We start from the raw sequence: 12,556 nt of genomic DNA, 5'->3' as shown, positions 1-12,556 counted from the left end.
ATTTCGGAAATATGTTAGGACTAGATAATATAGAAAGAGTAAAACCGGGAGGATTAGAATTAAAAGATCGTCTCGTAGCTGTTAACAGAGTAACAAAAGTAACCAAAGGTGGTAGAGCTTTCGGATTTTCTGCTATCGTTGTAGTAGGTAATGAAGACGGAGTAATCGGTCACGGTTTAGGAAAGTCTAAAGAAGTAGCTTCTGCAATTGCTAAAGCTGTTGAAGATGCTAAGAAAAACCTTGTGAAAGTTCCTGTGATGAATCACACAATTCCTCACCAAACTACTGCTAGATACGGTGGTGCAGATATCTTCTTAAGACCTGCTTCTCACGGTACAGGACTTATCGCCGGTGGTGCGGTAAGAGCAGTACTTGAGTCTGCTGGTATTCACGATATCCTTTCAAAATCTAAAGGATCTTCTAACCCTCACAATGTAGTGAAAGCTACTTTCAAAGCATTGTTAGATATCAGAAGACCTGAAGAGATCGCTAGAATGAGAGGAGTTTCTCTAAGTAAAGTGTTTAACGGTTAATATTAGAACAATGGCAACAATCAAAGTAAAGCAAGTAAGAAGCGCTATTGGAAGAACAAAAACCCAAAAGAGAACGCTTGAAGCATTAGGATTTAAGAAACTTCACCAAGTTGTAGAACATGAAGCTACGCCTTCTATTTTAGGAATGATAGCTGCAGTTAGTCATTTACTTGAAGTTCAAAAATAATTTTAAAACAAAAATTAAAATGAATTTAAACAACATAAGACCTGCTGCAGGTGCAACTCACAACTCTAAAAGAATTGGTAGAGGGCAAGGTACAGGAAAAGGAGGTACTGCTACGAAAGGACATAAAGGTCAAAAAGCTAGAGCTGGTTATTCTCAGAAGATCGGTTTCGAAGGTGGACAGATGCCTTTACAAAGGAGATTACCTAAATTCGGATTCAAAAACGTAAACAGAAAAGAGTTTAGAGGTGTAAACCTTGATACTATTCAAATTTTAATCGAGAACAAATCCATCACTGGAGATATCACGAAAGAAGTTTTAGTAGAGAACGGTTTAGTTTCTAAGAACGAATTAGTGAAAATTATGGGTAGAGGAGAATTGAAATCTGCGGTTTCAATCTCTGCTGACAAGTTCACTAAATCTGCTGAAGAGCTTATTGCTAAAGCAGGTGGAAAAGCAATTACCTTATAATACTTACTAATGAAAGAATTTATACAAACCCTTAAGAATATTTGGAGCCTAAAGGAATTGAGAGATAAAATTCTCTTTACGTTAGGTATTATCCTTGTGTATAGATTCGCATCTTATATCTCACTTCCTGCAATTAACCTTGCAGAGGTGGGAGATCTCTTAGAGCATTATAAAAATCAAGGCGGTAACAAGCAAGGAGCAGGTCTCCTTGGCTTGCTTTCGTCGTTTACGGGAGGAGCTTTCAGCCACGCTTCCGTGATGGCGTTGGGAATCATGCCTTATATTTCTGCTTCTATTATTGTTCAGTTGATGGGAATGGCTATTCCTTATCTTCAGAAACTTCAGAAGGATGGAGAGTCAGGTAGAAATACATTGAATCAAATTACTAGATGGTTAACGATTGGTGTTTGTCTTGTACAGGCTCCTTCTTATTTAACTTCTATTACTCAATTGTTTTTACCATATGCTCAGTTCCAGTCTGCATATTATGTAGAGCCGAATTCCATCATGTTCTGGTTGCCAAGTATTGTTATCTTGGTTGCTGGTTCAGTGTTCGCAATGTGGTTAGGTGAGAAAATCACCGACAAAGGTATCGGAAACGGTATCTCCATCCTTATTATGGTGGGGATCTTATCCAGATTACCTGAAGCATTCGTTCAGGAAATGGCAGTGCAGAACGGAAAAGGAGGAATGGGATCAATCATGATCCTTATTGAAGTAATATTCTGGATGCTGGTAGTTCTCTTAGCGGTAGTATTATCTGTCGCTGTTAGAAAAATCCCGATTCAGTATGTAAGCAGAGCTCAAGCAAGAGGAGGTGTAAACAGAAATCTTATGCAGGGAGCAAGACAATGGATCCCATTGAAAGTGAATGCTGCTGGTGTAATGCCGATTATCTTTGCTCAGGCACTGATGTTCGTACCAGGATTATTGACCAAATTCGATGAGTCCAATACTTTTCTTGCAGGTTTCAAGAATGTTTTTAGCTGGCAATACAACGTATTGTTTGCGCTATTAATTATTATATTCTCATTTTTCTATACTGCAATTACAATTCCGGTAAACCAAATGGCTGATGATTTGAAGAGAAATGGAGGTTTAGTACCGAAAGTAAGACCCGGTAAAGAGACAGCTGATTATTTAGATGACATTTTATCAAAAATAACCTTGCCAGGTGCAATATTTTTATCTATCTTTGCAGTCCTTCCAGCAATAGTGCATGGAAGCTTTGTTCAGACAGATGCGTTCGCCCTATTTTTCGGGGGAACATCACTATTGATTATGGTTGGAGTTATTTTAGATACCGTTCAACAGATTAATACATATCTGCTGAACCATCACTATGATGGCTTAATGCAGTCTAAATTATCAAGAACGACTGGATATTAATTTATGGCGAAACAAAAACATATTGAACAAGACGGCGTTATTACGGAAGCACTTTCGAACGCCCAGTTCCGTGTAGAGCTGGAGAATGGGCATATACTTATCGCTCATATTTCCGGTAAAATGAGAATGCATTATATTAAACTTTTACCTGGAGACAAGGTAAAACTAGAAATGTCTCCCTATGATTTATCGAAAGGGAGGATCACATTTAGATATTAAAAAAACAGCTGCCAAATGGAATGTATGTTCCATTTGGCTCTTGTTGAAAAATAAATACTATCAAAATGAAAGTTAGAGCATCAATTAAAAAAAGAAGCGCTGATTGCAAGATTGTACGCAGAAAAGGTGTACTGTTCGTAATCAACAAGAAGAACCCAAAATTTAAACAAAGACAAGGCTAACATTAAATTATGGCGAGAATTGCAGGTATTGATTTACCAAAAAACAAAAGAGGTGTTATCGGTTTAACTTACATCTACGGAGTTGGAAGAAATACTTCTTCTGAAATCCTTAAAGCTGCCGGTATCAGCGAAGACAAGAAAGTCAACGAATGGAATGACGATGAATTGGCTGCAATCAGAACATATATCTCTGAAAACGTAAAAGTTGAAGGAGAATTAAGATCTGAAGTGCAATTGAACATCAAGAGATTGATGGACATAGGATGCCAACGAGGAATACGTCACAGACTAGGACTACCTTTAAGAGGCCAGAGAACGAAAAACAACTCTAGAACCCGTAAAGGAAAGAGAAAAACAGTTGCTAACAAGAAAAAAGCAAGTAAATAATCGTTAGGAATTATGGCAAAACAAAGTAAAGTAGTTAAAAAAAGAAAAGTAAAAGTTGAAGCTATTGGTGAAGCGCATATTCAGGCTTCTTTCAATAACATCATCATTTCTTTAACAAATAAAAGCGGAGAAGTTATCTCTTGGGCTTCTGCCGGTAAAATGGGATTCAGAGGTTCTAAAAAGAACACTCCTTTTGCTGCTCAAATGGCAGCTGAAAATTGCTCTAACGTAGCTCATGAAGCTGGATTAAGAAGAGTAAAGGTGTATGTGAAAGGTCCTGGTGCAGGTAGAGAATCTGCAATCAGAACAATCCACAATTCAGGTATTGAAGTTAGCGAAATTATTGACGTTACCCCTATGCCACACAATGGATGTAGACCACCGAAAAGAAGAAGAGTTTAATTTTTAGAATTTACCCATTATGGCAAGATATATTGGACCTAAAACTAAGATTGCTAGAAAGTTTGGTGCTGCAATCTACGGAGATGACAAAAACTTCGAAAGAAGAAAAAACCAACCGCCAGGACAACATGGTCCTAACAAAAGAAGAGGTGCTAAGAAATCAGAATATGCAGTTCAGCTAGCTGAAAAGCAAAAAGCTAAATATACTTACGGTATTTTAGAAAAGCAGTTTGCTAACTTATTTGAAAAAGCACACAGAAGTAAAGGTGTAACAGGTGAAGTTCTATTACAGCTTTGTGAATCAAGATTGGATAACGTAGTATTCAGATTAGGTTTTGCTAAAACAAGATCTGCTGCTAGACAGTTAACTTCTCACAGACACATTACTGTGAATGGAGAGATCCTTAACATTCCTTCTTATTTAGTAAAAGCAGGTGATGTGATCGCTGTAAGAGAAAAATCTAAATCTCTTGAGGTTGTTACTGATTCATTAGCTTCTAAAGCTAATTATGAGTGGTTACAATTCAACGATGAGAAGAAAGAAGGTACTTTCGTTTCTGCTCCTGACAGAATCCAGATTCCGGAGGATATCAAGGAACAGCTTATCGTCGAACTTTACTCTAAATAATTTTTTAATCAAATTTTTGCTCAACCCAATAATATGGCAATTTTACAATTCATAAAACCCGATAAAGTAATTTTACTTAACTCTGATGAATTTAAAGGTCAATTCGAATTCAGACCATTAGAACCAGGTTTCGGGCTTACAATCGGTAATGCTTTGAGAAGAGTGTTGCTTTCTTCTCTGGAAGGATATGCTATTTCATCTATCAAAATAGAAGGTGTAGAGCACGAATTTTCAACTATTCCAGGAGTAATCGAAGACGTTACCGAAATTATTCTTAACCTTAAGCAGGTAAGATTAAAAGCTACAGCAGAAGGCCAGGCCAACGAGCAGGTAATTGCTAAAGTTTCAGGTCAGACCGTTATTACTGCTGGTGATTTAGGAAAGTCTGTCAACGGATTTGAGGTATTAAACCCAGATCTTTTGATTTGCAACCTAAACAGTGATGTAACTTTCGAAATTACTTTCAATATTGAAAAAGGTAGAGGGTATGTTCCTTCAGAACAAAATAAGTCAAACAATGCACCTGTAGGTACTATTGCTATTGACTCTATTTTTACACCAATTAAGAAAGTACAATACAGCATTGAAAATTATCGTGTAGAGCAAAAAACAGACTACGAAAAACTTGTATTAGATATAGAAACTGATGGATCTATCAGTCCTCAAAATGCTTTAACTGAAGCTTCTAAGATATTAATTTATCACTTCATGTTGTTCTCTGATGAGAGAATAACTCTTGAAACTGAAGCTGTAAAAGCATCTATCCAGTACGATGAAGAAACACTTCATACAAGACAATTACTTAAGTCTAAATTAGCAGATATGGATCTTTCTGTAAGAGCCCTTAACTGTCTGAAAGCAGCTGAAGTAGAAACTCTTGGTGAGCTTGTTTCTTACAGTAAGTCTGATTTGATGAAATTCAGAAATTTTGGTAAAAAATCTTTGACAGAACTAGAAGAATTAGTGCATTCAAAAGGTCTTAACTTCGGTTTCGACGTTGCAAAATATAAGTTAGACGCTGATAAATAATTAATAATGAGACACGGTAAAAAATTCAATCACTTAGGAAGAACAGCTTCTCATAGAAGTGCTTTACTTTCTAATATGGCTTGTTCTCTAATTGAGCATAAAAGAATCAACACTACTGTAGCTAAAGCTAAAGCTTTAAGAGTATATGTTGAACCTCTATTAACAAAGGCAAAAGAAGATACTACACACAATAGAAGAATTGTTTTTTCATATCTTCAAAGTAAAGAAGCGGTTACTGAACTTTTCAGATCAGTAGCTCCTAAAATCGCAGAAAGAAACGGCGGGTATACAAGAATCATCAAGACTGGGTTCAGACAGGGTGATGCTGCTGATATGGCTCTTATCGAGCTAGTTGATTTCAACGAACTTTACAATCCTAATGCTGAAGAGAAAAAGACTACTAGAAGAAGTAGAAGAGCTACAACTGCTAAAAAAGAAGCAGTAGTTGCGGATGCTCCTAAAGTAGAAGAAAAAGTTGAAGAGCCTAAGGCTGAAGCAACAGACTCTACAGAAGAGAAAACTGAAGAATAATATTTCATTCAGATATAAATGAAAAGCCATCCAGATTCTGGATGGCTTTTTTATGATAATAATTTTAAAATATATTTTTCGGAAAACTCAATTTTTTCATTATCTAAATATTTTTTTAAAGGAATACAATAGAATTTTTGACACTTTTATCTAAATATTTTAATTGTATAGATTGATATAATGCTGATTATAGTGATATAATATTGATTAATTAAACCTATTTTGGTTAATAAGTTGTTTAAATTGGAAATAATGTGTTTTCTTGTATTTATTTTTGTAAATAATTAAATTTTATTTTAGTTTTAATAAATGCTTTTTAATAGCAGAAGCAAAAACAAATTAAATATATTATTTATGAAAAATCTAAGAAAGTTTTCTAGGAATGAACTGAAAAATATTGATGGAGGTATTAGAAATCCTCAGGAACATCTTGCAGGTGATGGTGGGGGTGGAACTGATGGATGTAAGCAATGTGTATCTTGTTCTAATCGACAGGGAAGCCCATCTTGTTATACAGACCCAAACGGAGATTGTGCGAAAGCATTGAGTATGGCAAAATCATTATGCTAATATCTACTTATGTATAAATGTTTCTTTTTTTTCATTTTTTTAATTCAATATTCTTATTCTCAAAATTATAGGATAATTTATGACTTCAGTTATAAATTAGACTCATTGAAAGATAGTAGTGATAATATGGAAATGGTACTTGATTTACGAAGGGACTATTCAAGATTTTATTATAAAAAATTGATTAAATTGGATTCCCTGGTAAGAAGGGGGAGTATAATTTCTTATGGTTTTCCTATACAGCAGGTAATAAAAAGAAGGATTAGTTCTTTTAAAAATGAAAATTTTGTGAATGTGCAGGATAAATATTATAATTTTCCTTCTACGGACGAGATGAAATGGAAAATATTATCTGAGACAAAATTTTCAAACAATTTTAAATTACAAAAAGCTGAGACAACCTGGGGTGGACGAAAATGGATCGCATGGTTTTCTCTTCAAGTTCCCTTTTCGGAAGGTCCATACAAATTTAATCGACTACCGGGTTTGATATTTGAAGTGAAAGATTCCAAAGATAATTTTAATTATAAACTGATTTCTATTAATGAAATTGTATCAGAGTATGATAGTTCTAATGTGGTTGAGTCTAGCTTGGGGTTGAGTCCAATACTGATTACATTAAGACAATATCAAAAGTTATTAATAAATAACTATAATAATCCATTCAGTGAATATTATACAATGAAAGAGGGAACATGGGGATTAACTATATTTGATAAGCATATTACTAACGTAGAAGGACTAAAAAGTATTAAAAAGGATTACCAGCGTCAGATTATTAATAATTACAACCCTATAGAACTGGATAAGGCTGTTAAGTACTGATAGAAATTATAAATCCCAGCCCAAATTTTTAGCTTACATACTTTGTGAAACACAACCTGGATTCTATAAATAATTCCCCTCAACTCTAATTGAGGGGAATTGTATTTTTTATATTTTGGTTCTTTTCAGTTCAATCACATTATTGCCCTGCTCAAGATGTAAACTGTCACCTTTTACTCTTGCCGTCATATCATCCTTTTCATAAATGGTTTCACCATTTTTAGTTTCTGTTTTAGGCAAGGTAAATGTCTTTTTGTTGCTGGTAATGGCTACCGTGTTTTCTTTAGGATCATTTTTGAAAACTACTTTTACCAATGTCCCGTCTGTAGCTTTGTAAACGAAATCTGTTTTTTCAGTTTTCTGACCGTTGACTTCAATGGTTGATGAACTCTGGGTTACAGAATCAATTTTTCCATTGTTGTCGGTGATTACAGTTGCTGAACTGTCCATCTTGATTACACTTTTGTTTCCGCTTTCATTTTTTTTACAGCTCAGTAATAATGCCGCAGCTGAAGCCGCTATTAAAAGGTTTTTTCTCATGATATTTATTTTTAATGTATCGGGTATGATTTGTTTTATATGGTAACGGAAATTTAACTAAATTTAATAGAAACAAAAAACAAACCAATAACCCTGAACTCAAGTCTCAAAATTACACAAAAGTGTAATTGATTCCGCCTTGTTTTCTTACGAAATTTGTCTTAAACAAAAAACAATGAGCATTTCCATAGCCATAGTAGAAGACGAAAAGAACTACAACAATGCGTTGAAGAAAGTGATCAATTACCAGGATGACATGAAGGTAGCTGCCCAGTTCTTTGATGGAAATGATGCGCTTAAAAATCTTCCAGATATTGCTCCGGATGTCGTGATGATGGATATTCAGCTGCAGGATATGCTCGGTATTGAAATCATTGAAAAGCTCAGGAAACAAATGCCGAAAACACAGTTTATTATGTGTACCAGCTTCGAAGATGATGAAAAAATTTTCAATTCCTTAAAAGCCGGGGCCATGGGCTATCTCATAAAAGGAGAAAGCATGGACAGGATTCTGTCTTCTATTCGTGACGTGTACAACGGTGGAGCTCCGATGAGCCTTTCTATAGCCCGAAGAGTATTGAGCCACTTCGAAAAAAAAATCCCCGATAAAGACTTTGATGAACTCACTGAACGTGAAAAGGAAATTTTAGAACTTCTTTCACAGGGACTTCTGTACAAAGAAATTGCCGATCAAAAGTTCATCAGCATTGATACGGTAAAAAAACATGTAGGAAACATCTACCGAAAGCTGCATGTCAGCAATAAAGTAGAAGCAATCAATAAATTTAACCATTTTAAAAACTAAAACTAAAAACCATGGAAACGAACGAAGAAAAAACAAAGACATTAGCACAATCTGCACTGTCTAAGCCAAGAAATTTTGGCACTAAATTGATAAAGATACCGGGACTTATAGCCCGACAAATGAAAGATAACTTTAAAACAAATAATGCGGTCTTATTTAGGAATGCAGGTATGGGTTTTAAGGAAAGTTATCCACTAAGCATGGATAATTTGGAAGATATGCTTTGGGTTGAAGAAGCAGACGAAGATTCTTATGATCATGTAAGGATATACTTCACACACTATAAGGATAAATTTAATGGTAATTATACTCAATTGAAAAGTTTTGATAATTCATTATGTTTAATTTATTCAAGAGCACTGGGTAAAAGTGAATTGGATGAGTATAATGCTGTATATTCATTAAATCATCAGGTGAGTGTAGAAAAAGCTGATTTTGGTGTAGTAAGGAAAGAGTTTGAAGATGTATTTCAAAATGTTGGTGGTAATGGTTACACTGATTTCGTAATGCTACCAAGAGTAGAATTATTGGCATATTATTCTAAAGTTGTCTTGTATAACAAACATCACAATGATAATAAAATAATAACCATTAATGTTTGTTTAGCCGGCGCTTTGGATGCTAAGAAACTTAGTGAATTGGAACAGCACGGTATTGATAATGGAGAGATCAGTCCATCATCAAGAGAAGTTAAAAAACTACTTGAAAGAGAATATTTACCTAATCAGTTAACCGTAATTTTTGATGGTATTGATGAAAATAATAAAATTGTTAGTAATGTTTCAGATTATGATATGAATTCTCTGTGTCCAAATCAATGTCCATGATTCTGAACTCAATTTATGAAATTGTTGTTTTGATAAGTTTTTTATACTCATTATATATTTTAATCATTAAAAAAAAATCAAAACAACAATTTTATTTTTTTCTTTATCTATTAATGGTTATATTAATAGATATCCTTCCTGTCAATCTATATCGGATGATCACGTTTAATAGGAACTTATTATTTACTGCCTACATTATTCTGTCAATTATTTATTTTGGGTTGATTTACTATAGGAGTATAGAAGGTAAAATTTTTAGAATTTTAAATTTAGTATTTTCAGTAACTCTGATATTCTTTATTTTTTACAAATCACAAATTAAAAATGTTGAAAAGCTGGAATTTGTTTCTCTTATAAGTCTTCCTGTTTTTTTTATTTTCCTTTCAATATCATGGTATGTATTTAAACTGAAAAATGTCAATGAAAAGACAATTGTAAGTGATTTTTTGTTTTGGATAAGTTCCGCAATTTTGATATGGTCAGTGGTTTTTATTTTTAGAGCTATACCGATGTACTTTCTTCAGGAAAATGATGCTGGTTTGCTGAATTTTTTAATATCTGTTTTTTCCATCGTCAATATTGTAACATACTCCTTATTCTTAATAGGGTTAATATTTGTTAGTAATGAATCAACTTCCCGAAGAATTTAAATTTACATATATACTTGCTGTTATGATCATGATGTTCTTCGTTGGTTTCATCATTTTCGTTGTATTAATGTACAACAGAAAACAATTGTTGTATTTTAAAGAAAAACAGCTCAAAGAAGCAGAACATCAAAACCAGCTCCTTCAAAAAGAACTCGAAAAACAAAAGTCCATAGAAGAGGAACGAGAACGCATATCCCACGACATGCATGACGACCTTGGAGCGGGGATTTCCGCGCTGAAGCTTCAGGCAGAATTTCTGAAACAGAAAGCAAAGGATGATGATTTGCAAAGTGATATCGATGAACTTCTGAAAACCTCAGAAGAAATGAATCTCTCCATGCGCGAAATGCTCTGGAGCCTCAACTCAGGAAATGATACTCTGGGCAGCTTTATAGAGTATGCTGTTCAGTATGCGGATAACTTTCTGAAAAAAACAAAAATAAAGCTACAGTCAGAAAGCATAGACATTCTATCAGAAACCCCAATTTCCACAGAACTGAGGCGTAATATGTTTTTATGCTTAAAAGAATCCATTAATAATGCATACAAACATAGCCAAGCAAATTCATTAAAACTTTCCTTTTTCCAGGAAGGGAATACCTTCTCAATGAACATTTCGGACAATGGCATCGGAATTAGCAAAACACACACCGAAGGAAATGGCCTCAGAAATATAAAGAGAAGAATGCTGGAGCAGAATGGAGAGTGTCATATTTTAAAAGACGGGCCAGGAACCGAGATTCTTTTTAAAACCACTTTAAATATCGAAAACTGAATCAGTGCAGCATCACATTACAAGTGATGTTTTTTTTAGTAAACTGCGAAAAGAGGAAATTAGTAAACCTTGCCGTATTGTTGCAAAACAGATTAAGTTTTGACGAGAAAAAAGCATTTATATAAAAATTGAGCTTCTCATAATCTGGAGTCATAAAAACTTGGGAAATTTTTTGAATTATTACCAAATATTAAAGCCTAGTTTTTTCATCAGCTGAGTTTTTTCATTAAATTTGTAATCAGTATAATTATTAATAATAAACAACTTGAAGCGTTTGCGGAGGGTTTAAAACTAAACAATATGAGTGCAATTTCTTTCATAGAAGCGAGACAAATTTTGGATTCCAGAGGTAATCCTACCATTGAAGTAGATGTATTTACGGAAAGCGGGGCCATGGGACGTGCCGCAGTACCTTCAGGAGCATCTACAGGTGAACATGAAGCAGTGGAATTACGTGACGGTGGTTCAGATTATATGGGAAAAGGGGTCCTGAAAGCTGTTGAGAATGTAAAAGAAGTGATTGCAGAAAATTTAATCGGGCAACCGGTTTTTGAGCAGAATTTTATCGACCAGATCATGATTGATCTTGATGGAACTGCCAACAAAGGAAATCTTGGTGCAAATGCAATTTTAGGGGTTTCTCTGGCTGTAGCAAAGGCTGCTGCTGCTGAATTGAGAATACCTTTGTACAAATATGTAGGAGGTGTTAATGCCAACACCCTTCCTGTTCCTATGATGAATGTGATCAACGGAGGATCTCACTCTGATGCCCCTATCGCATTCCAGGAATTTATGATTATGCCTGTAAAGGCAGAGTCTTTCTCAGATTCATTGAGAAAAGGAACTGAAATTTTCCATAACCTGAAGTCTATTCTTCATTCAAGAGGTCTTTCTACAGCTGTAGGTGACGAAGGAGGTTTTGCTCCTACTTTCAAAGGAACAGAAGATGCTTTGGATACATTGCTTCAGGCAATTGAAAAGGCAGGTTACAAGCCTGGTGACGATATTATGCTGGCGCTTGACTGTGCAGCTTCAGAATTCTACAAAGACGGAATCTATGATTACAGAAAATTCCAGACTCCGGATGCAGCTCAGTTCTCAAGCAGCGAACAGGTTTCTTACCTTGCTGAATTAGCAGCTAAATATCCTATTATCTCTATTGAAGACGGTATGCAGGAAAATGACTGGGAAGGATGGAAAATGCTTACCGATAAGATCGGTGACAGAGTACAGCTTGTAGGAGACGATTTATTCGTAACCAATGTAGAGAGATTGTCGAGAGGTGTAAAAGAAGGTATTGCCAACTCTATCCTTGTAAAAGTAAACCAGATCGGTTCTCTTTCAGAAACAATGGCTGCTGTACAAATGGCTCAGAATAACAAATTCACTTCAGTAATGTCTCACAGATCAGGAGAAACAGAAGATGCTACAATTGCTGACCTGGCAGTAGCAATGAACTGCGGACAGATCAAAACAGGATCAGCTTCAAGATCAGACAGAATGGCGAAGTATAATCAGCTGTTGAGAATTGAAGAAGCTTTAGGCGATACTGCAATTTTCCCAGGGTTAGAAGCATTTAAAATTAAAAGATAATTGAATTTATAAATG

General features: G+C 34.9%; 18 protein-coding genes and 1 pseudogene. 18 read left to right on the top strand and 1 reads right to left on the bottom strand.

What is annotated here, in order from left to right; genetic code table 11:
* Nucleotides 1-11: 11 nt before the first annotated feature.
* The 14 genes and pseudogenes from rpsE to IW16_RS00855 all read left to right on the top strand — a co-directional run bounded on the left by rpsE (nt 12) and on the right by IW16_RS00855 (nt 7,351).
* Nucleotides 12-533 carry a 30S ribosomal protein S5 gene (rpsE, locus tag IW16_RS00910; protein WP_034703137.1) on the top strand — a complete coding sequence of 174 codons (522 nt, stop codon included), beginning with the start codon at nt 12-14 and terminating at the stop codon, nt 531-533.
* A 10-nt stretch (nt 534-543) separates the two neighbouring features.
* Nucleotides 544-720: a 50S ribosomal protein L30 gene (rpmD, locus tag IW16_RS00905; protein ID WP_007839493.1), complete on the top strand. Its 177-nt coding sequence runs from the start codon at nt 544-546 to the stop codon at nt 718-720.
* Nucleotides 721-739: 19 nt separating this feature from the next.
* Entirely contained in the window at nt 740-1,189 is a 450-nt protein-coding gene (gene rplO / locus IW16_RS00900) for a 50S ribosomal protein L15 (protein ID WP_034740429.1), read from the top strand.
* A gap of 9 nt (nt 1,190-1,198) precedes the next feature.
* A complete protein-coding gene (gene secY, locus IW16_RS00895; protein ID WP_034702876.1) occupies nt 1,199-2,578 on the top strand; it encodes a preprotein translocase subunit SecY in 1,380 nt (459 codons plus the stop codon).
* A gap of 3 nt (nt 2,579-2,581) precedes the next feature.
* Nucleotides 2,582-2,797, top strand: coding sequence for a translation initiation factor IF-1 (gene infA / locus IW16_RS00890; protein WP_027381317.1), 216 nt, complete (start codon nt 2,582-2,584; stop codon nt 2,795-2,797).
* Nucleotides 2,798-2,862: 65 nt separating this feature from the next.
* Nucleotides 2,863-2,979 (top strand): 50S ribosomal protein L36, encoded by a 117-nt coding sequence (gene rpmJ, locus IW16_RS26015; RefSeq protein ID WP_007839480.1) that lies wholly within the window; start codon nt 2,863-2,865, stop codon nt 2,977-2,979.
* 9 nt (nt 2,980-2,988) lie between these two features.
* The gene (rpsM, locus tag IW16_RS00885; protein ID WP_034738759.1) at nt 2,989-3,366 is read left to right on the top strand and encodes a 30S ribosomal protein S13; all 378 of its coding nucleotides are present in this window, start codon (nt 2,989-2,991) and stop codon (nt 3,364-3,366) included.
* A gap of 12 nt (nt 3,367-3,378) precedes the next feature.
* Nucleotides 3,379-3,768 (top strand): 30S ribosomal protein S11, encoded by a 390-nt coding sequence (gene rpsK, locus IW16_RS00880; RefSeq protein ID WP_034702879.1) that lies wholly within the window; start codon nt 3,379-3,381, stop codon nt 3,766-3,768.
* A 19-nt stretch (nt 3,769-3,787) separates the two neighbouring features.
* Nucleotides 3,788-4,396: a 30S ribosomal protein S4 gene (gene rpsD, locus IW16_RS00875; protein ID WP_034738756.1), complete on the top strand. Its 609-nt coding sequence runs from the start codon at nt 3,788-3,790 to the stop codon at nt 4,394-4,396.
* Nucleotides 4,397-4,429: 33 nt separating this feature from the next.
* Entirely contained in the window at nt 4,430-5,425 is a 996-nt protein-coding gene (locus IW16_RS00870; RefSeq protein ID WP_034702884.1) for a DNA-directed RNA polymerase subunit alpha, read from the top strand.
* Nucleotides 5,426-5,431: 6 nt separating this feature from the next.
* On the top strand, nt 5,432-5,956 hold the full coding sequence (rplQ, locus tag IW16_RS00865; protein WP_034725967.1) for a 50S ribosomal protein L17: 525 nt from the start codon (nt 5,432-5,434) through the stop codon (nt 5,954-5,956).
* Nucleotides 5,957-6,265: 309 nt separating this feature from the next.
* A pseudogene (locus IW16_RS27265) lies at nt 6,266-6,340 on the top strand (hypothetical protein); the annotation flags it as partial.
* Between the two features lie 16 nt (nt 6,341-6,356).
* A complete protein-coding gene (locus tag IW16_RS26490) occupies nt 6,357-6,503 on the top strand; it encodes a hypothetical protein (RefSeq protein ID WP_165571943.1) in 147 nt (48 codons plus the stop codon).
* A gap of 32 nt (nt 6,504-6,535) precedes the next feature.
* Nucleotides 6,536-7,351: a GLPGLI family protein gene (locus IW16_RS00855; RefSeq protein ID WP_084694474.1), complete on the top strand. Its 816-nt coding sequence runs from the start codon at nt 6,536-6,538 to the stop codon at nt 7,349-7,351.
* Between the two features lie 108 nt (nt 7,352-7,459).
* On the opposite strand, the gene IW16_RS00850 is transcribed toward IW16_RS00855, so the two are convergent.
* Nucleotides 7,460-7,891, bottom strand: coding sequence for a hypothetical protein (locus tag IW16_RS00850; RefSeq protein WP_034738751.1), 432 nt, complete (start codon nt 7,889-7,891; stop codon nt 7,460-7,462).
* 175 nt (nt 7,892-8,066) lie between these two features.
* Here IW16_RS00850 and IW16_RS00845 point away from each other — a divergent pair, with 175 nt between their 5' ends.
* The 4 genes from IW16_RS00845 (at nt 8,067) to eno (ending at nt 12,541) form a co-directional block, all read left to right on the top strand.
* The gene (locus IW16_RS00845; RefSeq protein WP_034738749.1) at nt 8,067-8,696 is read left to right on the top strand and encodes a response regulator; all 630 of its coding nucleotides are present in this window, start codon (nt 8,067-8,069) and stop codon (nt 8,694-8,696) included.
* A gap of 11 nt (nt 8,697-8,707) precedes the next feature.
* Nucleotides 8,708-9,523, top strand: a complete 816-nt coding sequence (locus tag IW16_RS00840) for a hypothetical protein (RefSeq protein ID WP_034738747.1) — start codon at nt 8,708-8,710, stop codon at nt 9,521-9,523.
* 624 nt (nt 9,524-10,147) lie between these two features.
* Nucleotides 10,148-10,948, top strand: coding sequence for a sensor histidine kinase (locus IW16_RS00830; RefSeq protein ID WP_034738742.1), 801 nt, complete (start codon nt 10,148-10,150; stop codon nt 10,946-10,948).
* A 300-nt stretch (nt 10,949-11,248) separates the two neighbouring features.
* Entirely contained in the window at nt 11,249-12,541 is a 1,293-nt protein-coding gene (gene eno, locus IW16_RS00825; protein WP_034738740.1) for a phosphopyruvate hydratase, read from the top strand.
* The last annotated feature ends 15 nt before the right edge of the window (nt 12,542-12,556 follow it).

This window comes from Chryseobacterium vrystaatense (assembly GCF_000737765.1).
GTDB lineage: Bacteria > Bacteroidota > Bacteroidia > Flavobacteriales > Weeksellaceae > Chryseobacterium > Chryseobacterium vrystaatense.
Note: the sequence above shows the minus strand (reverse complement) of the source record. Positions and strands in the feature narration are given on the sequence as shown.

What these genes read in the sequence shown, in the direction of transcription:
- rpsE (WP_034703137.1), top strand. Translation starts at nt 12, where the DNA reads ATGTTAGGACTAGATAATATAGAAAGAGTAAAACCGGGAGGATTAGAA.
- rplO (WP_034740429.1), top strand. Translation starts at nt 740, where the DNA reads ATGAATTTAAACAACATAAGACCTGCTGCAGGTGCAACTCACAACTCT.
- IW16_RS00830 (WP_034738742.1), top strand. Translation starts at nt 10,148, where the DNA reads ATGAATCAACTTCCCGAAGAATTTAAATTTACATATATACTTGCTGTT.
- IW16_RS00845 (WP_034738749.1), top strand. Translation starts at nt 8,067, where the DNA reads ATGAGCATTTCCATAGCCATAGTAGAAGACGAAAAGAACTACAACAAT.
- IW16_RS26490 (WP_165571943.1), top strand. Translation starts at nt 6,357, where the DNA reads ATGGAGGTATTAGAAATCCTCAGGAACATCTTGCAGGTGATGGTGGGG.
- eno (WP_034738740.1), top strand. Translation starts at nt 11,249, where the DNA reads ATGAGTGCAATTTCTTTCATAGAAGCGAGACAAATTTTGGATTCCAGA.
- infA (WP_027381317.1), top strand. Translation starts at nt 2,582, where the DNA reads ATGGCGAAACAAAAACATATTGAACAAGACGGCGTTATTACGGAAGCA.
- secY (WP_034702876.1), top strand. Translation starts at nt 1,199, where the DNA reads ATGAAAGAATTTATACAAACCCTTAAGAATATTTGGAGCCTAAAGGAA.
- IW16_RS00840 (WP_034738747.1), top strand. Translation starts at nt 8,708, where the DNA reads ATGGAAACGAACGAAGAAAAAACAAAGACATTAGCACAATCTGCACTG.
- rpsK (WP_034702879.1), top strand. Translation starts at nt 3,379, where the DNA reads ATGGCAAAACAAAGTAAAGTAGTTAAAAAAAGAAAAGTAAAAGTTGAA.
- IW16_RS00855 (WP_084694474.1), top strand. Translation starts at nt 6,536, where the DNA reads ATGTATAAATGTTTCTTTTTTTTCATTTTTTTAATTCAATATTCTTAT.
- rpmD (WP_007839493.1), top strand. Translation starts at nt 544, where the DNA reads ATGGCAACAATCAAAGTAAAGCAAGTAAGAAGCGCTATTGGAAGAACA.
- rplQ (WP_034725967.1), top strand. Translation starts at nt 5,432, where the DNA reads ATGAGACACGGTAAAAAATTCAATCACTTAGGAAGAACAGCTTCTCAT.
- IW16_RS00850 (WP_034738751.1), bottom strand. Translation starts at nt 7,891, where the DNA reads ATGAGAAAAAACCTTTTAATAGCGGCTTCAGCTGCGGCATTATTACTG.
- rpsD (WP_034738756.1), top strand. Translation starts at nt 3,788, where the DNA reads ATGGCAAGATATATTGGACCTAAAACTAAGATTGCTAGAAAGTTTGGT.
- IW16_RS00870 (WP_034702884.1), top strand. Translation starts at nt 4,430, where the DNA reads ATGGCAATTTTACAATTCATAAAACCCGATAAAGTAATTTTACTTAAC.
- rpsM (WP_034738759.1), top strand. Translation starts at nt 2,989, where the DNA reads ATGGCGAGAATTGCAGGTATTGATTTACCAAAAAACAAAAGAGGTGTT.
- rpmJ (WP_007839480.1), top strand. Translation starts at nt 2,863, where the DNA reads ATGAAAGTTAGAGCATCAATTAAAAAAAGAAGCGCTGATTGCAAGATT.